This window comes from Bradyrhizobium elkanii WSM2783, assembly GCF_000472865.1.
Classification (GTDB): Bacteria; Pseudomonadota; Alphaproteobacteria; order Rhizobiales; family Xanthobacteraceae; genus Bradyrhizobium; species Bradyrhizobium elkanii_A.
In genome coordinates this window covers 12526-31187 of sequence record NZ_AXAP01000013.1, presented here as the reverse complement: position 1 = coordinate 31187, position 18662 = coordinate 12526, and the positions used below count along the sequence as shown (strand labels likewise).

Here is an 18662-nt window from a genome sequence, read left to right as displayed (position 1 = left end):
ATGCGGTGTCTGCCTCATTGAGGCAGATGGCAAACCGCCAAACGTTTGCGTGATCGGGAAATATCGAGGCTCCGATCTCGGTCTCCCTTTCAGAAACGAACATGCTTCCGTTCAAGATAGCTCGCGATCCAGACAGCACGTTCACCTCACGAAGCGGGATCAATTCGTCTCGTCCCTCGCCGGACTACAATCGATCCATGCAGGAGAAACGAAAATGATTTCATTCAAAGCTCTTGCAGCGGCCGCGCTGCTGTCCGCCACCGCAGCGACGTCGGCATTCGCGCAAGCTCCCGCGCCGGGCGCTGCGAGCAGCAGCGCCCTGTACATGAAAAATCGGCGCGACTCCGGGTATAATCCGAGGAACGACTTCAATCCGGACGGGACCATGAGGGCAGCCATCCAGGAGCCGGGATCATTCTCGTTCTATTATCCCAACCTGGACGTTCTGAATGGAGGGGTGCCAACTCCTGCCGCCAAGATGTCTCCCGGCTGGCCCGCGTTGAAGGGCGCGTGTGCGTCGGCTGGCGGCGGCATCTCTTACTGCGGCCGCCGCTAGAGCATGATCCGGAAAAGTAGAGGCCGGTTTTCCCTCGCGACAAACGCGAAGCGTTTGCGCGGAGATCATGCTCAAACAAAGAGCTAGAGCGGGATGACGATTCGAAGAAAAGTCATCGCGCTCTAGGGTTCTCGTGATTTTGCGCCCGACGCATTCCCGCGTTGTCATGCTCGCCGCCATCACCGGCCGTGACTCGATCGTGCGGCACCGCGGGTGTTTTCCAGGGAGCCTCGGGCGCCGCCGCGAGGGCGTTTCTTCGGTTGCCGGTCGCAGCTCACTCGTGGTGATATCGGTTCATGAGCCCATCTGTACGACCGCCCGCCACCAACGGCCTGTGCATCCGGACGATGCGGCCGGACGAAATCTCCATCGCCGTGGACTGGGCGGCGGCCGAAGGCTGGAATCCGGGCCTCGCCGACGCCACCTGCTTCGCCGCGGCCGATCCGGAAGGCTTCTTCATCGGCGAGCTCGACGGCGCGCCGATCGCGACCGTCTCCTGCGTCAATTACGACGAGAGTTTTGCCTTTCTCGGCTTCTATATCGTGCGGAAGGATCTCCGCGGCCGCGGCTATGGTCTGCGCATATGGAACGCGGCCATCGCGCACGCCGGCCGACGTGTGATCGGGCTCGACGGCGTGGTGGCGCAGCAGGAGAACTACAGGAAGTCCGGGTTCGAATTCGCTTATGTCAACGTCCGTTACGGCGGCACCGTCGCGGCTCCGGATGTGCCGCAGGCTAATATCGTCCCGCTCGCCGACGTCCCATTGGCGAGTGTGGAGGCGGATGACGCGACGGTGTTTCCGGCTCGGCGCACCGCATTCCTGCGCGCCTGGATCGGCTCGCCCGGCCATGTCGGCTGCGCGCTTGTCCGCGACGGCGGCCTTGCCGGCTGGGGCGTGATCCGTCCGTGCCGGAGGGGCTGCAAGATCGGCCCGTTGGTGGCCGACGACCGCGCCAGTGCCGAGGCGGTTCTGTCGGCTTTGCTGGCCCGCGTGGGCGGCGGCGAAATCTTCCTCGACGTTCCCAGCATCAACCGCGACGCGCTCGCGTTGGCGCAAGATCTGGGTCTTGCGCCGGTGTTCGAGACCGCGCGCATGTATACCGGCGCAGTGCCGCCGTTGCGATTGGAGCGCGTATTCGGCGTCACCACCTTTGAGCTGGGATAGCGCAAAACCCCGCTGCCTCACATAGGCGCGATGGACAAGGCTCAAGGCTCAAGGCTTTGGACGGGGTCAGTCGTAGGCTGCTCTGGCATCGGCCGGGCGTTTGCGATAGGTCCTTATGTCGTCGGGCCGGACGCGGAAGCGGTGCCCAATCGAATTGCAATCCGAAGGAGTGATGACATCATGAAACGCCGTACGTTTCTCAAAGGCGGCGCCGTGACCGGCGCGGCGACGCTGGTTGCGGCACCGGCGATCGCGCAGTCGATGCCCGAGATCAAGTGGCGTTTGACGTCGAGCTTTCCGAAGTCGCTCGATACCATCTACGGCACGGCGCAGACCTTTGCGAAATATGTCGCGGAGGCCACCGACAACAAGTTTCAGATCCAGACGTTTGCGGCAGGCGAGATCGTGCCCGGCCTGCAGGCGCTTGATGCCGTGAGCGTCGCGTCCGTCGAGATCGCGCAGACGCCGCTCTATTTCTACATCGGCAAGGAGCCGGCGCTTGCTTACGCGACGGGCGCGCCTTTTGGCATGAACCATCGCCATCAACATTCCTGGTGGACGTTCGGCGGCGGTGCCGAACTCTGCGACGAAGCGCTGAGGCCTTTCAAGGTGCATGCCATTCTGTGCGGCAACTCCGGCACGCAAATGGGCGGCTGGTTTCGCAAGGAGATCAAGACGGTCGATGATCTCAACGGCCTCAAGTTCCGGATCGCGGGCATGGGCGGTCATGTGCTCGCAAGGCTCGGCGTCGTGCCGCAGCAACTGGCGGGGGGCGATGTGTATTCAGCGCTCGAAAAGGGATCGATCGACGCCGCGGAGTTCGTCGGACCCTATGATGATGAGAAGCTCGGCTTCTACAAGGTGGCGAAGTACTATTACTTCCCCGGCTGGTGGGAAGGCGGAGCCATGCTGCACATGATCGTCAACGACGAGAAGTGGAATGCGCTTCCCAAGCAATACCAGTCGATCCTCACCCAGGCCGGCTCGGCGGCAGGCGCCTGGATGCTCGAGAAATACGACAGCGTGAACCCTGCGGCCCTCAAACGGCTTGTCGCTGGTGGGGCGGAGCTGCGCGCGTTCCCGCAACCGGTCATGGAGGCGAGCTACAAAGCCACCCAGGATCATCTGAACGAGCTTGCCGAGAAGAGCCCGCTGTTCAAGAAAACAAAAGAGAGCCACGACGCGTATATGAAGGACGTGCTCTTCTACACGCAGATCGCAGAAAACTACTACGACAACTATCTGCTGAGCAAAATGCGTAAGGGCTGATTTCGCCCGATCGCGCCAAGAACAGCTTCGGTTCTGATTCAGTCAGAACCGAAGCTCTAGATTCTTGTTTTGACGCGTTTTCTTCACGCGAACCGGTGTCCACTTCGCTCGAAAACGCTCTAGGCCGGCTTCGGCTTGCGCGAGGCGACGAACACGCCTGACAGCACCAGCGCAAAGCCGATGAAGTGGAACAGTTGCGGATGCTCGCCAAGGAAGATGATCGAGAGCACAGTGCCGAACACCGGCACCACATGGAAGAACGGCGCCGTGCGGTTGGCGCCGATCAACTGGACGCCGCGGTTGAAGCAGAGATAGGCCAGCGTCGAGGGAAACACCGCGACATAGATCAGTGAGAGCACATTGTCGACGTTAAGCTGCATCACCGGTCGCGCCAGCAATTCCCAGATCAGGAGCGGTATCAGGCATGCCGCGCCGCAGCCGAAGGTGAAGGCGACGAATGACAGGCCATGGATATCCGGCCGCTTCAGCGACAGCACCGAATAGATCCCGAACATCGTGAGACCGGCGAGGAAGATCAGGTCGCCCTTGTTGAACTCGACGTTCGACAGCGCGGTGAGGTCGCCGTGCAGGATGATCACCAGCACGCCCGCAAGGGACAGCAGGACGCCGAAGGCCTGTGCCACCGTCAGCCGCACGCCGAGCAGGACCAGCGACCACACCGCGATGATCAGCGGCGCCGCCGATTGCAACAGCAGCGTGTTCAGCGCCTGGGTATATTCGAGCGCCCAGTACTGCATGGTGTTGAAGACGCCGATTCCCGTCAGCGAGAGCAACACCATCAGGCCGAGACGGCCGCGGATCGCGGGCCAGTCCCGCTTCAGGTGCGGCCAGGCCCAGGGGAGGATCAACAGGAACGCCAGCGACCAGCGCAGGAAGGAGAGCGTCACCGGCGCAATATGGCCGGCGGCGAGCCGGCCGACGATGGCGTTGCCGGCCCAGAACAGCGCCGTGAGGCTGAGCAGCACGTAGGGCTGGTTGGCCAGCCAGTTGCCGGAGCCGGCAGGGGAGGTGGTCTCGGAAGCAGACATGCGTCGGGCCCGGTTCATGACGCCGCGGCCCGCCCGGCGGGTTCACGCGCCGGGCCGGAATGTGAAAGGACCCGGCCGAGGCCACAGACACGCATTTTACGGCGGCGGCAATGGCGCTGGCTGCATCGCGACCATGCGCGGGCTCTATCCCCGGCCAGCCTGCCGGCCAATCTCGGCGACTGCTTGGCGGGGCGCCGGCGCGCCGAGGGATAGCGTCAGCCGGCCTCGCCGGGAGGACCGGCCTGGCGCTTGACGATCTGTGCGGTGAGGTCGATCAGGATCCGTTTCGTATCGGCGTCGTGCAATTCGCGAAACAACCGGAGCAGGCGCAACTCGAGCAGCGACTGCAACGATGCCGAGCCCGGCGCAGGCAACCGCCGTGCCCGGGCGGCGGCGCTGGTGGCGCGGCCGTTGAAGAGATCGACGGAGACGCCGAGCGCATTCGCCACCTGGCGCAGGCGCTCGATATCAACCGCATCCCGGCCGTTTGTGCGCTCCGACCGTTGTGGGGGCGGGGGCGTTGCTCCCAGCACTTCCGCAAGGTCGGACAGCGACAGTCCGATCTCGCGCCACTTGGCCTGCACCAATTGATCGATGTACCCGTCGGTCGATTTGCTCATTGGGTTGCTCAGCCGATCTTGGAGCGTGTTTCGTTCACGAAGCCTGCGAACAGATTTACCAGTGGCTCCCCCTTGTAGGTTTTCTGCAGATCGTTGGGATGCACGAACTCGTCGCGGAACCACGGATACTTCCGGCCGTCGAAGGCCTGGATGGTCCAGTCGATCAACTGCTTGACGCGCGGAATCCGCTTGGCGTCGGGATGATAGGCAAGCCAGATGTCGAGCGAGAAGTTGATGCCGATGTCGAGCGGGATCAAAGGCCCCGCCACCGCCGGCACATAGGTCGGCAGCCAGCCGATGCCGGCGCCTTTGGCGACCGCCCAGACATGGGCGCTGCTGACATTGTTGCGCATGGCGACGAAGCCGACCTGCTCGCGGCCGGCATATTGCTCGTACATCTGCTGCGCGCGGGTCTGGTCGGCGTCTTGCAGCACGATGCGGTGGTTCTGCCTTATGTCGTCCTGGTCCTTCGGCATACCGTAGATCTCGACATAGGACGGGCTGACGAACGGCATGACGTGAAGACGGCCGATCTTGACGCGCTTCAGATCGGGCTTGTCCGGTTCTTCGAGCTGCACCGCGACGTCGGCCTCGAGGCGGAGCACGTCGGCGGAGCGCATCTCGCATTTGAGATCGACGAGCAGCCCCGGATAGACGCGCTGGAATTCGATCAGCCGCGGCGCGACCCAGAAAGTGCCGAGACCTTCGGTGATGGCAAAGCGCACCTCGCCGGAGAGCGCCGGCGTGGTCTGGCTCAGCGCGCGGTCGAGGCCGAAAGCGGCTTCCTCCATCCGCCGCGCCGCCTCCAGCACCTTCTCGCCTTCGGGCGTTAGCCGCACGCCGTCGACATGGCGGGTGATCAATGTCGTTTTATAGGCACTCTCTAGTTGCAGGATCTGCTTCCGCAGGAAGTTGGCCGAAGCGTTCAGCTCGAGGGCTGCAGCGCGGAAGCTGCCGATCCGTGCCACCTCAAGGAAGATCCGCACCGAATCCCACTGGGCGATGCGGCCCGGAGGGTGTGCACGGTGGTGAACACCCCTGCGCTCAGGTGAGTGCATACAAATCGCCTCGTTTGTCGCCTTTTAGCTTAACGGGAACAACCCTCTATTCTTGGCAGAAACGCGGCAAATTCACAACCGCGAGAGATGATCGATGACTGCTCTGGACCTCGATTTTATTCGCAAAGCCGCCACCAGGCGCCAGGGGGCGGGTCCCGCCCGTTCGCTCGACAAGATGACCATGCTGCAATTGGCGAAACGCACGGTGATTTTCACCGTCGATGCCGCCGGGATTGCGGCGCTGATGGATGCGGCGAGGGAAGATATTCCGGGACTGACCACCAACCGCATCGTTCAGACCGTCGCCAACCATAATCCGGATGCGTTCTGGGCGATCGCGCGGCGTGATCAGTTCGACATTGCCGCGCCGAAGGGCGAAGGTTTCCTCGCGGTGCTTCCATTGACGCATGAAGGCACGCGCCGCCTGATCGACGGACGGCTCGATACCAAGAATCCGGATCTCGCCTTCGTCACGCGGCAGTCGGAGCGCCCGGCGGGCATCTATGTCTGGTGCATCCACGCCAAGGGGCCGACGGTCGCCGCGATCCCGCTGGTGCTGCAGAAATTCTCGAGCCCGCTCTACCAGGGCGTCAACATCTATTCGCGCCCGATCACCAAGGAAGGGCTGCGCGTGCTCGAGCCGCTCGGGTTCACCCCGGGCGCCCGCTATGACGGATTGTTCGCGCCGCATCTGCAGATGCTCGATCGCTCGCACGAGATGCCGCCGCCGAAGCCGGTGCCGCCGGATCCGATCTCGGTGCGTGTGGTGCGCTCGATGGACGAGATGGCGCGCGTGATGGCGATCCGCAGCGCCGTCTACATGGGCGAGCAGCATTGTCCGTTCGAGGAGGAATTCGACGGCAATGATTTCTCCGCGACGCATCTGATCTGCCATCAGGGCCGCGAGCCGGTCGGCTGCCTGCGGATCCGCTACTTCGCCGATTTCGCCAAGCTGGAGCGGCTGGCCGTGCGCAGCGAAAGCCGCAGCGGCGGCATTGCGGGGCGCATCGTCGATGCCGCGATCGAGCTCTGCCGCAAGAAGGGTTACAACGTCCTCTATGCGCATGCGCAGAAGCGATTGCTCGGCTTCTGGGAGCAGCGCGGCTTCGAGCGCATGTCTGGCTCGCGCGAATTCGTGTTCTCCGATTTCGATTATGTCGAGGTCAAGCTTCAGGCCGAGCGGCATCCGCAGCGCATCACCCTTGGCGAGGATCCTTACGTCCTGATCCGTCCCGAGGGACAGTGGGACGTTCCCGGCATCCTGGAAATGTCCGCCGGCCGCGGCGCGGCCGCGCAGCCGGCCACGATGTGACCGCCATGGCCCCGGTGATCGACCTCAAACCCTATGTTGGCGCTTCCAGCAGCCGTCTGTTGGTCATGGTCGACCTGCAGGAGGAGGCGTATTTTCGCGGGGCGGCGGGTTGCGCTGACGATATCGAGCGTTCGCTGGAAAGCTGCAGGGCCGCGATCCAGCACGCCCGCAATGCCGGGATGCCGATCGCTTTCACGCGGCGGGCTGAAGGCTTGGATCTCGTCGACAGGAAGGCGCAGTCGCCCTGGATCATGGGCCTGGAGCCGAAGCGCGCGGACATGGTGTTCGAGCGCAGGCAGCCTTCCTGCTACGCCAATCCGCTGTTCGAGGACGTCGTCTCGCGGATCGGCAGCTTTGCGATCGGCGGTCTGGCCGCGGAAGAGGTCTGCCTTGCCACCGCCATCGACGCATCACATCGCGGCCATCGCGTCACCTTCCTGACCGATGCCGCCGCGAGCCGGCAGCGGCGCGATGCCGATCCTGGTTCAGTGCACCTTGTCGCGACGAAAGCGATCGAATTGTTCGCCGACGTCGCCACCACCGCCCACTGGCTGGTCGCGACCGCGCAGCGGCCTCTGAGAGGGCATCGCTATGGATGAATTGAGGGCCCGTCGCTTGCGTAACGTGATTCCGGTACTGACCGAACAGCGTAACATTCTGGTTTCCGGCGGGCTGTCCTTTGCGGGCCACCTTGTCGATCTCGCGATCATGCAGCTCCAGCTTTCGCTGCATGAGATTTCCGAAGACGAACTGTCCGAATTCTCAGACGCGGTCAGCCTCAATCTCGCCAGCGGCGACTTCCAGGATTGATCGGGAGGCAGGGATGCCCCGCAGATGGATCGTGCTTGCCGTGCTGTTCGCGGCGCGCGCGGCGACCGGGTTTCAATTCCAGTCGGTCGGATCCACGACCAACGTCCTGATGCACGATCTGGCGCTCAGCTACGTCCAGCTCGGCATGCTGCTCGGCGCTTATCTGTTGCCCGGTATAGTCGTCGCCTTTCCGGCCGGCTTGATCGGCCAGCGGGTGCGCGAGACGACGCTCGGGCTCGGCGGGCTGGCGCTGATGGTGGTGTCGGGCGTTGCTCTGTCCTATTGCGACAGCTTTGCCGCCGCGCTGGTCGCGCGCGTGATCGGTGGCGTCGGCGCCACCATCGTGATCCTGGTCGCCACCAAGATGACGACCGACTGGTTCGCCGGCCGTGAGATCGTGCTGGCGATGTCGCTGTTGCAGATGAGCTGGCCGTTCGGCGCGATGGTCGCGCTGCCGGCGCAGACCTATCTGGCACAATCGCTGGGGTGGCCGGCGGTGATGGCGTCGAGCGCGATGTTGGCCCTGATCGTGCTCGGCGCCTTCGCATTGCTGCCACGGAGTCCCGTTCAGGCCGAGACTGCAGCGGCCGCGCGCACCGGCCTGCCGGTCAGGATCCTGGTCCCGGTCCTGGTCGCGGGCGTCATCTGGGGCGCGATGAATCTCGCCTGCGTGCTGTTCTTCAGCTATGCGCCGCCATTGATGGTGGCGCACGGATCAAGCCCGACGGGCGCGGCCTCGCTGGTCAGCCTCGCGATCTGGTTCACCATCGTGGCCATTCCCGTCGGCGGCTATCTGGTGGAGCGGTCGGGGCGGCCGGTCGCAGCGATCATTGCTTGCGGGCTTGTAGCGGCCCTGGCGCTGGCGCTGTTCGTTGCAAACATCCATCCAGCGATCGCCTGCCTCGTCTTCGGCGTCGCCATCGGTCCATTGTCCGGCGCGATCCTGTCACTGCCGACGCGCGTGCTCGAGCCGCGCGACCGCTCGCTTGGCTTCGGCCTGTTCTTCACCTGTTTCTATCTCCTGATGGCGATCGGGCCCTCCGCCGCCGGCCGGCTGCAGGATGCCTGGGGCAACCCAGCGGCCGCGCTGATCGCGGGCGCCGCGCTGCTGGCCGCGATGGCGCCGCTGTCGCTGCTGTTCTCGCTGTTCTCGAAGTGCGGTGAGGTGCTGACGCTCAAGCCCGCGACGGCCTGAGCCTCACCTTACGCCGTCAGTGGCCGCACGATCGCGCCGACAGCCTTCACGGCATCACCGGGCGCCAGCTCGATCTGCAAACCACGCTGGCCGCCGTTGACGAACACGCTTTTCTCGGTGAGCGCCGCCTGCTCGATCGCGATTGGCACGCGCTTCTTCTGCCCGAACGGGCTGATACCGCCCACATGGTAACCGGTCAGCCGCTCGGCGTCGGCCGGCCGCATCATCTTCGCGGTCTTGCCGCCGAAGGCGCTCGCGAGCTTCTTCATACTGACCTCGCAGTCCGACGGCACCACGGCGCAGACCGGCTTGCCGTCGACCTCCGCCATCAGCGTCTTCAGCATCCGTTTGGGCGCCACCTCCAGCGCCTCGGCGGCCTGCAGGCCGATGCTGTCGGCGTTAGGATCATAGTCATAAGCGTGCAGGGTGAATGTTACGCCGAGCTTTGCCAGTGTCTCGGTGGCGCGGGTACTCTTGGACATCTGGCCGGCTGTTCCCTTAAACCTTGTCCATGATCGAGGCCTGCCTTGCGGCGGCCACAAATTTTCCGGGGATATCAAAGGCTTGGAGATTGTCCAATTGGCGCAAAAACTACCCTTCTTGCTTGCTTAAGCGTAGCGCTTCCTTTATCGGGGTTAGCGTCCCGCGTGCGAACGGCTAACGCCGTGATTTCGGCTGGGCAGCTTAAACCATGATCCGGAAAGTTCGGCACCGCTTTTCCGCGTCGATCATGATCGAACCTTGAAGTGTTACAGGGAACGCTTGCGAAATGGCCAATGTTGTCGTGGTCGGCGCCCAATGGGGTGACGAAGGGAAGGGCAAGATCGTCGACTGGTTGTCGGAGCAGGCCGACATCGTCGTGCGCTTCCAGGGCGGCCACAATGCCGGTCATACCCTTGTCATCAATGGCGAGACCTACAAGCTCGCGCTGCTGCCGTCGGGCGTGCTGCGGCCGTCGAAGCTGGCCGTGATCGGCAATGGCGTCGTGTTCGATCCGCAGGCCTTCCTCGACGAGGTCGAGCGGCTGAAGGGGCAGGGCGTCGCGGTCAGCCCGGACAATCTGCGCATCGCCGAGAACGTCACGCTGATCCTGCCGCTGCACCGCGATCTCGATGCGCTGCGCGAATCATCCAATGCGGTGACCGCGATCGGCACCACTCGCCGCGGCATCGGCCCGGCCTATGAGGACAAGGTCGGCCGCCGTGCCATCCGACTGATGGACCTCGCCGATCTCGACACCTTGCCGCACAAGATCGACCGCCTGCTGGCGCACCACAATGCGCTGCGCCGCGGCCTCAGTCTCGAGGAGGTCGACGGCAAGGGCATCCTGCGCGAGCTGACGGCGCTGGCGCCGAAAATCCTGCCCTACGCCGAAACAGTCTGGCGGCTGCTCGACATCAAGCGCCGCGAGGGCAAGCGCATCCTGTTCGAGGGCGCGCAAGGCGCGCTGCTCGACGTCGACCACGGCACCTATCCCTACGTCACCTCCTCCAACACGGTGGCCGCGCAGGCCGCAACCGGCGCCGGCCTCGGCCCCGGCGCAGTCGGTTATGTCCTGGGGATCTGCAAGGCCTACACCACCCGTGTCGGCCAGGGCCCGTTCCCGACCGAACTGACGAACGAGATCGGCGAGGAAATCGGCCGCCGCGGCAAGGAATTCGGCGTCAACACCGGCCGCAAGCGCCGCACCGGCTGGTTCGATGCGGTGCTGGTCCGGCAGACGGTGCGCACCTGCGGCATCACGGGGCTGGCGCTGACAAAGCTCGATATTCTTGATGGATTCGATACCATACAGGTCTGCACCGGCTATAAGCTCGACGGCAAGGAAATCGACCATCTGCCGGCGGGCGAGGGTGCACAGGCCCGCGTGGTGCCGATCTATGAGACCATCGAGGGTTGGAAGCAGCCGACGGCGAACGCCCGGTCCTGGGCCGACCTGCCGGCACAGGCCATCAAATATGTCCGCCGGGTGGAAGAATTGGTCGGCTGCCCGATCGCGCTTCTTTCCACCAGCCCGGAACGCGAGGATACTATTCTGGTACAAAATCCGTTCGAAGCTTAACGGGATATTACCTATATCCCACCAATTTGACTGGAAATGGCTGATTACTACCCGCTGATTGCCCGCGCCATCGCCGGATTGGACCCCAATGCTCCCGGTGAGAGCCGCCGCGCGCTTTATGAGCGCGCGCGGGCTGCGCTGATCCAGCAGCTCCGCAGCGTGCAGCCGCCGCTTTCCGAGTCCGAGATCACCCGCGAGCGCCTGTCGCTCGAAGAGGCCGTCCGCAAGGTCGAATCGGAGGCCGCCCAGCGCGCCCGCGAGACCACCCGTCCTGCCACCGGTTCCCGCAGCGGCGATGCCTTCCGCCGCGCCACTGCCACCGCCGCCACCACCCGCCCGCCGGAAGGCGCTCCGGCCGCAGCAACCACCCCGCCGCGCCCGCGCACTCCAGCGCCGCCGCGTCCGCCCGGTGGTGAGGATCGTCCGCCGCGCAATCTCCGTGGCGAGGCGCCGCCGGTCGCCCCGCGCCCGCCCGCGCCACCATCGCCCGATCCGCAGCAGCGGCCCCCCGGTGCGCGCCGCGGGCCGGATAACAACGGTGCCGCGAACAATGGCGCGCCGCCGGCGCCGCAGCCGCCGGCTCTGCGCGGCTTCCGCGATCTCGCCGCCGACGCCGACGATCTCGGCCGCGCCGCCGCGCAGGCGAACCGCAATGCGCGCAAGACCTACGCCAATGTGCCGTCGCCCTCACCGGAGTTCGACCGGCTCGAGCCGAATATGGAGAATCGCGGCGCCGATCCGGACGCGCCCTATTCCTATGACGAGTCGAGCGAGGAGGCCGAGCGCTACGGGCCGCAGGGATCGCAGCCGCGGTCGCGGATCGGCAATGGCGGTGATCGCGACGCCAAGAAGGGCGCGCGGCTCGGCTCGGCATTCCCGTTCAAGAGCGCGATTGCGGTCGGCATCATTCTGATTCTGGTCGGCGCCGGCATCCTCTGGGGCAAGCAGGCGGTCACGGTGGTGAGCGGCCTGCTCAAGTCGTCCCCCTCGGTGGAGGCGCCGAAGGATGTCGCGACGCCCGCGACCAAGCCGAAGATTCCGGACCGCGTCGGCCAGCCGTCCTCCAGCGAGCCGGTTGCACCGGTGGCGCAGCGTGTCGTGCTCTATGACGAGGACCCCAGCGATCCCAAGGGCAAGCAATATGTGGGCTCGGTGATCTGGCGCACCGAACCGATCAAGGCTTCGGGCAACGCGGCACCCGACATCGCCGTGCGCGCCGACATCGAGATCCCCGACCGCAAGTTCAAGATGACGATGTCGTTCCGCCGCAACACCGACTCGTCCTTGCCCGCGAGCCACACCGCCGAGCTCACTTTCATCCTGCCGCAGGATTTCCCGAACGGCGGCGTCGGCAATGTGCCGGGCATCCTGATGAAGTCCAACGAGCAGGCCCGCGGCACCCCGCTCGCAGGCCTGGCGGTGAAGGTCACCGACGGCTTCTTCCTGGTCGGCCTCTCCAACGTCGATGCCGACCGCTCGCGCAACCTGCAGCTCCTCAAAGAGCGCTCTTGGTTCGACGTGCCGCTCGTCTACTCCAACCAGCGCCGCGCCATCATCGCGATCGAGAAGGGCGCGCCGGGCGAGCGCGCGTTCAACGACGCGTTTGCGGCGTGGGGGGAGTGAGGGGAGTTCTCTTCGCGTCGGATAATGTCGCGGGTCGTCCAGGTCTCGTCGATGAACACCAGGCGAGACGGATCGATCCGCTCCCGACATTTGCTCCATTGCGTCCGCCGACGGGCAACATCGGGACGGTCCTGCTCGGCAGCAATCAGCGTCTTTTTTTGTGACTGAGCTTCTCGGCGTGGACGAAGTCCCACACCGTCCGGTAGTCGACCTTCAGACCTCCGCCTCCTTCAGAGTATCGATGAACGCCCGTAGCGTGGAAGGAACGTGGCGATTGCGGGGGTAATAGAGGGCGAGACCCGGAATCGGAGGGCACCAATCCTCCAGAACGGCGACAAGGTGCCCCGAATCCAGAAGCGTTCGGGCGAAGCTTTCCGGCACATAGGCAATGCCGAGCCCATCCGCTGCTGCTTCGACGATCAGGTCATTGTCGTCCAGGGTCAGAACGCCCGGAACGTCGACCACCACCTCCGCGCCGTGTCTTGAGAATTCCCAGCGATAGCGCTTTCCGCTTGGCAGGCGCTGGCGGATGCACCGGTGGGCGTGCAAATCGTCCGGCGTGATCGGGGGATCTCGACCCTCCAGATAGGCTGGCGAGGCGACTGCAATGAAGCGGGCATCGCCGCCGAACCGGACCGCAACCATGTCCTGCGGCACTGCTTCGGCAAGCCGGACACCGGCATCGAAACCCTGCTCGACGATGTCGACGAGCCGCCCCTCGGAGACAAGATCGATCTCGACCTCCGGATGATGAGCGAGGAAGTGCGGAATGACATCACGCAGCAAGATTGCAGCTCCGCTCTTGTTGGCGTTGATCCGCAGAGTTCCGCTGGGCGTTCCGCGCACTTCGGCGAGCGAGTCGAGAGCCGCATCGAGGTCTTGTAGCACCGGACCCAGGTGCGCGAGCAGCCGGGCGCCAGCCTCGGTGAGCGAAACACTTCGGGTGGTTCGATTGAGCAGGCGGATGCCGAGATTCCTCTCGAGCCCAATCATTGCGTGGCTCAGGGCCGAACGCGATACGCCTATCGTCTCGGCAGCTCTACGGAAGCTGCGAAGGTTGGCGACGGAGGCGAAAGCCGCCAGATCGTTCAGGCTCGGGCGCGGCACTGGTGAATTTATTTCACTTACTCATCCAATAATGGACGTCTTATAGCACCAATTGGTCCCCTCTACATCATCGGAGTAATTTCAGAGGGAATATCCCATGAGCAAAACCTGGTTCATCACCGGCGCGTCGTCAGGCCTCGGCCGCGAAATGGCGCAACGCCTTCTTGCCCGTGGCGACCGCGTCGTCGGGACGGTGCGACGGCAAAGCGCCCTGGCCGATCTTCAGCAAGCACACGGCGAGAACCTCAGTACGACGATACTTGATGTGACGGATACCGCCGGGCTCCGGGCGGCCATAGACGACGCATTCGAGCGTATGGGGCGGATCGATGTCGTCGTCAGCAATGCCGGCTACGGGCTGTTTGGAGCGGCTGAGGAACTTACCGACCCGCAGATAAACCATCAGATCGCTACCAATTTGACCGGCTCGATCCAGCTCATCCGCGCGGCAGTGCCGCATCTGCGTCGTCAGGGAGGTGGGCGCATCATCCAGGTTTCGTCGGAAGGCGGGCAGATCGCGTATCCGAATTTCAGCCTTTATCACGCGAGCAAGTGGGGCATCGAGGGATTCGTCGAGGCCGTGGCGCAGGAGGTCGCGCCCTTCGGAATTGACTTTATCATCGCCGAACCCGGCCCGACGGCCACGAATTTCGGAGCCGGTCTGGTGCGTCCCGCGCCGATGGACGTCTACGACGACACTCCCGCCGGCGCCGTGCGCCGGGCGATCGACAGCGGGAGCTTCGCGCTGAAGGGTGATGCGGGACGGACTGCGGCAGCGATGATCGCCGCCGCCGACAGCACTAATCCTCCACTGCGTCTCGCGCTGGGCAGCACCGCTTACGATTCGATTTCGAAGGCTTTGACGCAGCGACTCGTCAGGATCGAAGCGCAGCGCGAGGTCGCGTTCTCAGCCGATCGCGAAGACGTTTGACATCTGATGCGGCGGTTGCCCTCACACCCGCGACGTGAGTGCAAGGTTGGCCGCTAGTTACTTATGACGCAGGCAGGTACAAACATAGGCAGGAAAAATGCCAATTCGTTCAATGTTCTTGGCCATCATACTTGGAGCCTCTGTTGTCGGTTCTCATGCCCAAGCAGCTTCAGCAAACCAGGTGGTGGGTACTTGGCGTATGGTATCGGCGCAGATTGATCCAGAAGGAAGAAACCTTCCTGCTTACGGTCAGCGGCCAAACGGCATGCTGGTCTTCACGCCAGATATGCATTTTATCGAAGTTTTGACGGATGCAGATACGCCACGTTTTGCGTCGAATGTGCGTGGTGGGGGCACGGATGCCGAAAATCGAACCGCGATGTCTCGAAGCATCGGTTTTTTCGGGACTTACACTGTGGATGAGACAGGTGAGTTCAGCGGCAACCGCGTCGAAGGGGCCACTTTTCCAAACTGGGTTGGGGATACCCGCACTCGGAGGGAGCTGACCCTGAAGGTTTCTGGCGATCAGATGACAGAGCATTTCCAACGCCCGGACGGAACGAGGATCGTCATCGAATGGCAGCGGGTAAGGTAAGTAGCTTCTGGCTTGCCCTTCCTTCCCTCACGCTTCGCACCATTGCCTCTCGACCTTTGCGCGTCAAACGCGCATTCTTGTGGCTGTTCATCCGGTCTCTCTCTGGAACACTGAAGCTTCGCAACCTCGGCTTCCTCGGTTCGGACCAGATGGACAACCTCCTGAAAGACCACAGCTAGAGCATGATCCGGCAAAGTGGAAACCGGTTTTCCCTCGCGACAAACGCGAAGCGTTTGCGTAGGAAGATCATGCTCAGACAAAGAGATGAGATTATGATCCGATTCCGTCTAATCGGATCATGATCTAGTGCAGTGAGTGGGACGCAATGAAACGCTACCTGATCTTCGCCGCTATCGGCCCGTTCATCGGCGGTCTCATTCTGCTGTTCGCGACCTCCTACCAGTCCGGCTATTGGACCGAGACAGGCGCGCACGAGGTCGGAAAGTTCTTCCTGGCGTTCGTCAAGACGCTGCAATACGCGTATCTGTTCGGCATCGTGCCGTCGCTGATGCTGGCGGCGATCGACGACATTGTTATGCATGTGCGCAAGATCAATCCGTTCGCGCGGATGCTGATCGTTGGCGCCATCGGATTCATCGCGGCCGAATTGCTCTACGGCTCGCGCGGCCCGGACTCCGGCGCGGTGCAGTTCATTCTCTACGGGCTCGTCGGCCTGGTGCCGGCAACGCTGTCGTCCTGGCTGGCGCACAAATACGCGGAAGAGCCGCAGCCGGCAACGACTTAACCGCTTCTGCAATGACGGCGTCGTCCCGGCTTGAAGTGCGCGGTGATGTCTCGTCAGAACCGCCGATCGATGAAGACGACTATCTGACGGCCATAGGCTGCGATGCTTTATTGCAGGCCATACTTATGCAACGCGACGAGCAAGAGGCGAATGATGCAGTCCGAGATCGTTTCGCCTGGCAGGCGCAGTTGCTGCAGCCCCGCCAACGTTGCCTCGTTGACCGGTATGAGCCAGTTGCCGTTTGGCAGGCGCCGTCCGGTCGGGGCCCCAGCCGCACTCTCTATCAAGGCGCGGCACTCCTCAGTGATCTCAACATTCGGCATCGCTTTGATCGGAGTCCTCGCGGGATTAAAGCCGCCGGTGTTGGCCTGAGCCAACATCATAGCTCGCGCTGCGCGCGCCCCGGCTACTGCACATCAGAGAATCCATTTCACCGCATGCTCTGCTGTTGGATGGGTTGCGGGCTCGTCCTTCGGGCGCCCCGTCTCGGGAGGATGGCGATGTCGGAGGCGATCTTGCTTGCTGAGGAGACTGACCTGTTCGGAGACCCGGACCATGCCAAGGATCCGATTGAGGGCAGGACGAAAGGCGCGATTCATGTAGGTAGCGATTTGCCGGGCAGGTGGAATTGTCCAGCAAACACACCGGCAACGTGACGGCTACCCCGTGGTACGGAAAACATGAAGTTTTGGACGGAATGCAAAATTTTCGATAGCAACGGGTGCTATCCGAGCGCACGCATCGGGAGCGATGGAATTCACTACGTGGCTGGATGGTCTATGGTTAATCATTCCGACGATCGCCCGGACCCGCGCGACCCCTCCCGTACCCCTCCCGAAACGTCGTCCCCAAAACGTCCCGCGCGCTTCCTCTACGGGGAGCGAAGCAGCCTCGATCCCCGTGCGAACGGCGCGGACTATCTCGCGGACGCCAACCTGTTTCGTCGCAGCTATGTCCGAACCATCGGCGAATCGGAGGGGATGCCGCTCGACAGCACCGTGGCATGGTTCGTTGGGAACAACGTCGCTTTCTACAAGCTGACGTCCAATTCCTGCGTGGAGGCAAAGCGAACCGAAGCGGATGCGGCAGCCGACAAGATCGACGGCGTGGTATTCGACTACGTCCTGTCCGGAGAATACAGCGAGGAGACCGCAATCGGTTTCGTCAGCCTAAGAGCCGGAGACCTTGGGATGGTCCAAAGCACGGTCGAGGTGACGGCGCGGTCGCGCCTGGCTCGCATAGCGACAATTTTCCTGCCGCGAACACGCCTCGCTGCTGCACTCGAGACTGACCTCTCCGGCGAGCCCTTCGTCCTTCGCTCCCTCAGTTCAGCTCCGCTGGCGCCCTTTGTCGGCGCCCAGATGCGGTTGCTGTTCGAGTCCTACGGGAGGATGGACGCGCAAGACTTCGAGATCGTGCTGGAGGCGACAGCCGAACTCCTCATTCATCTGCTGCGGGGCGAACTGTCGCGGGGCGAGCAGCCCCAGGGACGAGCGAGCAAGGAATTCATGCGGGCGATTGCCTATATCGAGGAGAACTATCATCGCCCCGAACTGACGCCGGACGATATCTGGCGGGGCATCAACGTATCGCGGACCCAACTCTACAAGCTGTTCTCGGAGAATGGCCTGACCGTGGCAGGATATCTGCGCGACGTTCGGCTGCGCCGTTTCGTCGATGCCTTGAGGACGACGGACGCGTCCGGAATCGGCCGCCTCGCCTGGACCTGCGGATTGGATATGCAGGCCGCCGACTTCACGCGTTTATTCAAGCGTATCTATGGGATGACGCCGCGCCAGGCGCGAGCGGCTCTACAAGCTGGGCAGCCGGTTGTAACCAAGGCTTTTCCTGCGCCCTCTGATATCGAAGAGGGTGGAAAGTAACGCAAAGCTCGGACGCAAAGCGCCGCGAGAATGCGGACTCGCATCCCTCACGCCGTTTGACATTTGAATCAGCACTCGCGGCCATGCTGTAGGGTGGGCAAAGCGAAGCGCGCCCACCATCACGAGCACGGCGCTGGATGGTGGGCACGGCGCAAGTGCGCCTTTGCCCACCCTACAACTCTACAACCGGTTGCTCGCGCCACAAACGCTTCCCTGTGGTTATGGGTCTGCTTTCGCGGGGGCGGTAGGATGGGTAGAGCGAAGCGAAACCCATCATTGGTGCCGCTTGATCCATCGCGATGGGTTTCGCTGCGCTCTACCCATCCCACGGGACGGCTGCAACGCTTTATTGCAAGCCGTACTTATGCAGGGTGACGATCATGAGGCGAATGATGCAGTCCGAGATCGTTTCGCCTTGCAGCCGCAGTTGCTGCAGCCGCTCCCATGTTGCCTCGTTGACCGGGATGACCCAGTTGCCGTTTGGCAAGCGCCGTCCGGTCGGCGGCTCAACGGCGCTCTCAATCAGGGCGCGGCACTCCTCGGTGATCTCGATATTCGGCATCGCTTTGATGGAAGTTTTCGCGGTATTAAAGCGGCCGGTGTTGGCCTGAGCCGACAAGATCCACCAGTTAAATCGCGGCAATGCTTTTAACTGGTATCGCGAATGAGACGCTGCTAACG

General features: G+C 63.2%; 20 protein-coding genes and 1 pseudogene. 13 read left to right on the top strand and 8 right to left on the bottom strand.

The window, feature by feature from the left end; translation table 11 throughout:
- Positions 1-214: 214 nt before the first annotated feature.
- The 3 genes from YY7_RS0114090 (at position 215) to YY7_RS0114080 (ending at position 2991) form a co-directional block, all read left to right on the top strand.
- Positions 215-556 carry a hypothetical protein gene (locus YY7_RS0114090; RefSeq protein WP_028163822.1) on the top strand — a complete coding sequence of 114 codons (342 nt, stop codon included), beginning with the start codon at positions 215-217 and terminating at the stop codon, positions 554-556.
- Positions 557-852: 296 nt separating this feature from the next.
- Positions 853-1722 (top strand): GNAT family N-acetyltransferase, encoded by an 870-nt coding sequence (locus YY7_RS0114085; RefSeq protein ID WP_035690083.1) that lies wholly within the window; start codon positions 853-855, stop codon positions 1720-1722.
- A gap of 180 nt (positions 1723-1902) precedes the next feature.
- Positions 1903-2991, top strand: coding sequence for a TRAP transporter substrate-binding protein (locus YY7_RS0114080; RefSeq protein WP_028163820.1), 1089 nt, complete (start codon positions 1903-1905; stop codon positions 2989-2991).
- Between the two features lie 119 nt (positions 2992-3110).
- On the opposite strand, the gene YY7_RS0114075 is transcribed toward YY7_RS0114080, so the two are convergent.
- The 3 genes from YY7_RS0114075 to YY7_RS0114065 form a co-directional block, all read right to left on the bottom strand.
- Positions 3111-4040, bottom strand: a complete 930-nt coding sequence (locus YY7_RS0114075; protein ID WP_028163819.1) for a DMT family transporter — start codon at positions 4038-4040, stop codon at positions 3111-3113.
- Between the two features lie 215 nt (positions 4041-4255).
- Positions 4256-4660 (bottom strand): helix-turn-helix domain-containing protein, encoded by a 405-nt coding sequence (locus YY7_RS0114070; protein ID WP_028163818.1) that lies wholly within the window; start codon positions 4658-4660, stop codon positions 4256-4258.
- A gap of 8 nt (positions 4661-4668) precedes the next feature.
- Entirely contained in the window at positions 4669-5718 is a 1050-nt protein-coding gene (locus tag YY7_RS0114065) for a LysR family transcriptional regulator (protein WP_028163817.1), read from the bottom strand.
- A 94-nt stretch (positions 5719-5812) separates the two neighbouring features.
- Here YY7_RS0114065 and YY7_RS63075 point away from each other — a divergent pair, with 94 nt between their 5' ends.
- The 4 genes from YY7_RS63075 to YY7_RS56505 are packed head-to-tail and all read left to right on the top strand — an operon-like array spanning position 5813 to position 9035.
- On the top strand, positions 5813-7030 hold the full coding sequence (locus tag YY7_RS63075) for a GNAT family N-acetyltransferase (protein WP_245287274.1): 1218 nt from the start codon (positions 5813-5815) through the stop codon (positions 7028-7030).
- 5 nt (positions 7031-7035) lie between these two features.
- On the top strand, positions 7036-7629 hold the full coding sequence (locus tag YY7_RS51560) for a cysteine hydrolase family protein (protein WP_051396697.1): 594 nt from the start codon (positions 7036-7038) through the stop codon (positions 7627-7629).
- A gap of 16 nt (positions 7630-7645) precedes the next feature.
- Entirely contained in the window at positions 7646-7840 is a 195-nt protein-coding gene (locus YY7_RS51555) for a hypothetical protein (protein WP_433994500.1), read from the top strand.
- Between the two features lie 13 nt (positions 7841-7853).
- A complete protein-coding gene (locus tag YY7_RS56505; RefSeq protein WP_051396695.1) occupies positions 7854-9035 on the top strand; it encodes an MFS transporter in 1182 nt (393 codons plus the stop codon).
- A gap of 8 nt (positions 9036-9043) precedes the next feature.
- Here the strand turns inward: YY7_RS56505 and ybaK are convergent, their stop codons facing one another.
- On the bottom strand, positions 9044-9517 hold the full coding sequence (gene ybaK / locus YY7_RS0114040; protein WP_028163815.1) for a Cys-tRNA(Pro) deacylase: 474 nt from the start codon (positions 9515-9517) through the stop codon (positions 9044-9046).
- A 287-nt stretch (positions 9518-9804) separates the two neighbouring features.
- Here ybaK and YY7_RS0114035 point away from each other — a divergent pair, with 287 nt between their 5' ends.
- Both YY7_RS0114035 and YY7_RS0114030 read left to right on the top strand, forming a co-directional pair.
- Positions 9805-11097 carry an adenylosuccinate synthase gene (locus YY7_RS0114035; protein WP_028163814.1) on the top strand — a complete coding sequence of 431 codons (1293 nt, stop codon included), beginning with the start codon at positions 9805-9807 and terminating at the stop codon, positions 11095-11097.
- Positions 11098-11133: 36 nt separating this feature from the next.
- Positions 11134-12720: a hypothetical protein gene (locus YY7_RS0114030; protein WP_028163813.1), complete on the top strand. Its 1587-nt coding sequence runs from the start codon at positions 11134-11136 to the stop codon at positions 12718-12720.
- Between the two features lie 35 nt (positions 12721-12755).
- Here the strand turns inward: YY7_RS0114030 and YY7_RS63070 are convergent.
- Both YY7_RS63070 and YY7_RS0114025 read right to left on the bottom strand, forming a co-directional pair.
- Positions 12756-12946 (bottom strand): annotated as a pseudogene (locus YY7_RS63070) (IS630 family transposase); the annotation flags it as partial.
- Positions 12934-13827: a LysR family transcriptional regulator gene (locus YY7_RS0114025; protein WP_028163812.1), complete on the bottom strand. Its 894-nt coding sequence runs from the start codon at positions 13825-13827 to the stop codon at positions 12934-12936. The pseudogene YY7_RS63070 and the gene YY7_RS0114025, both read right to left, overlap by 13 nt.
- A 97-nt stretch (positions 13828-13924) precedes the next feature.
- On the opposite strand from YY7_RS0114025, the gene YY7_RS0114020 reads away from it, so the two are divergent.
- From YY7_RS0114020 to YY7_RS0114005, 3 genes are all read left to right on the top strand, one after another.
- Complete coding sequence (locus YY7_RS0114020; protein ID WP_028163811.1) at positions 13925-14758, top strand: SDR family oxidoreductase; 834 nt, start codon at positions 13925-13927, stop codon at positions 14756-14758.
- 97 nt (positions 14759-14855) lie between these two features.
- A complete protein-coding gene (locus YY7_RS0114015; protein WP_028163810.1) occupies positions 14856-15353 on the top strand; it encodes a lipocalin-like domain-containing protein in 498 nt (165 codons plus the stop codon).
- Positions 15354-15678: 325 nt separating this feature from the next.
- Complete coding sequence (locus YY7_RS0114005) at positions 15679-16098, top strand: DUF5413 family protein (RefSeq protein ID WP_028163809.1); 420 nt, start codon at positions 15679-15681, stop codon at positions 16096-16098.
- A gap of 107 nt (positions 16099-16205) precedes the next feature.
- On the opposite strand, the gene YY7_RS0114000 is transcribed toward YY7_RS0114005, so the two are convergent.
- The gene (locus YY7_RS0114000) at positions 16206-16478 is read right to left on the bottom strand and encodes a hypothetical protein (protein ID WP_155255161.1); all 273 of its coding nucleotides are present in this window, start codon (positions 16476-16478) and stop codon (positions 16206-16208) included.
- 300 nt (positions 16479-16778) lie between these two features.
- Between YY7_RS0114000 and YY7_RS0113990 the strand changes: the two genes are divergently transcribed.
- Positions 16779-17981, top strand: coding sequence for a helix-turn-helix domain-containing protein (locus tag YY7_RS0113990; RefSeq protein WP_080663689.1), 1203 nt, complete (start codon positions 16779-16781; stop codon positions 17979-17981).
- 346 nt (positions 17982-18327) lie between these two features.
- On the opposite strand, the gene YY7_RS0113985 is transcribed toward YY7_RS0113990, so the two are convergent.
- Positions 18328-18600, bottom strand: a complete 273-nt coding sequence (locus YY7_RS0113985) for a hypothetical protein (RefSeq protein ID WP_028163805.1) — start codon at positions 18598-18600, stop codon at positions 18328-18330.
- Between the last annotated feature and the right edge of the window lie 62 nt (positions 18601-18662).

Excerpts from the sequence above, each read along its gene's own strand:
- YY7_RS0114090 (WP_028163822.1), top strand. The coding sequence starts at position 215 with ATGATTTCATTCAAAGCTCTTGCAGCGGCCGCGCTGCTGTCCGCCACC.
- YY7_RS0114085 (WP_035690083.1), top strand. The coding sequence starts at position 853 with ATGAGCCCATCTGTACGACCGCCCGCCACCAACGGCCTGTGCATCCGG.
- YY7_RS0114080 (WP_028163820.1), top strand. The coding sequence starts at position 1,903 with ATGAAACGCCGTACGTTTCTCAAAGGCGGCGCCGTGACCGGCGCGGCG.
- YY7_RS0114075 (WP_028163819.1), bottom strand. The coding sequence starts at position 4,040 with ATGTCTGCTTCCGAGACCACCTCCCCTGCCGGCTCCGGCAACTGGCTG.
- YY7_RS0114070 (WP_028163818.1), bottom strand. The coding sequence starts at position 4,660 with ATGAGCAAATCGACCGACGGGTACATCGATCAATTGGTGCAGGCCAAG.
- YY7_RS0114065 (WP_028163817.1), bottom strand. The coding sequence starts at position 5,718 with ATGCACTCACCTGAGCGCAGGGGTGTTCACCACCGTGCACACCCTCCG.
- YY7_RS63075 (WP_245287274.1), top strand. The coding sequence starts at position 5,813 with ATGACTGCTCTGGACCTCGATTTTATTCGCAAAGCCGCCACCAGGCGC.
- YY7_RS51560 (WP_051396697.1), top strand. The coding sequence starts at position 7,036 with ATGGCCCCGGTGATCGACCTCAAACCCTATGTTGGCGCTTCCAGCAGC.
- YY7_RS56505 (WP_051396695.1), top strand. The coding sequence starts at position 7,854 with ATGCCCCGCAGATGGATCGTGCTTGCCGTGCTGTTCGCGGCGCGCGCG.
- ybaK (WP_028163815.1), bottom strand. The coding sequence starts at position 9,517 with ATGTCCAAGAGTACCCGCGCCACCGAGACACTGGCAAAGCTCGGCGTA.
- YY7_RS0114035 (WP_028163814.1), top strand. The coding sequence starts at position 9,805 with ATGGCCAATGTTGTCGTGGTCGGCGCCCAATGGGGTGACGAAGGGAAG.
- YY7_RS0114030 (WP_028163813.1), top strand. The coding sequence starts at position 11,134 with ATGGCTGATTACTACCCGCTGATTGCCCGCGCCATCGCCGGATTGGAC.
- YY7_RS0114020 (WP_028163811.1), top strand. The coding sequence starts at position 13,925 with ATGAGCAAAACCTGGTTCATCACCGGCGCGTCGTCAGGCCTCGGCCGC.
- YY7_RS0114015 (WP_028163810.1), top strand. The coding sequence starts at position 14,856 with ATGCCAATTCGTTCAATGTTCTTGGCCATCATACTTGGAGCCTCTGTT.
- YY7_RS0114005 (WP_028163809.1), top strand. The coding sequence starts at position 15,679 with ATGAAACGCTACCTGATCTTCGCCGCTATCGGCCCGTTCATCGGCGGT.
- YY7_RS0114000 (WP_155255161.1), bottom strand. The coding sequence starts at position 16,478 with ATGTTGGCTCAGGCCAACACCGGCGGCTTTAATCCCGCGAGGACTCCG.
- YY7_RS0113990 (WP_080663689.1), top strand. The coding sequence starts at position 16,779 with ATGAAGTTTTGGACGGAATGCAAAATTTTCGATAGCAACGGGTGCTAT.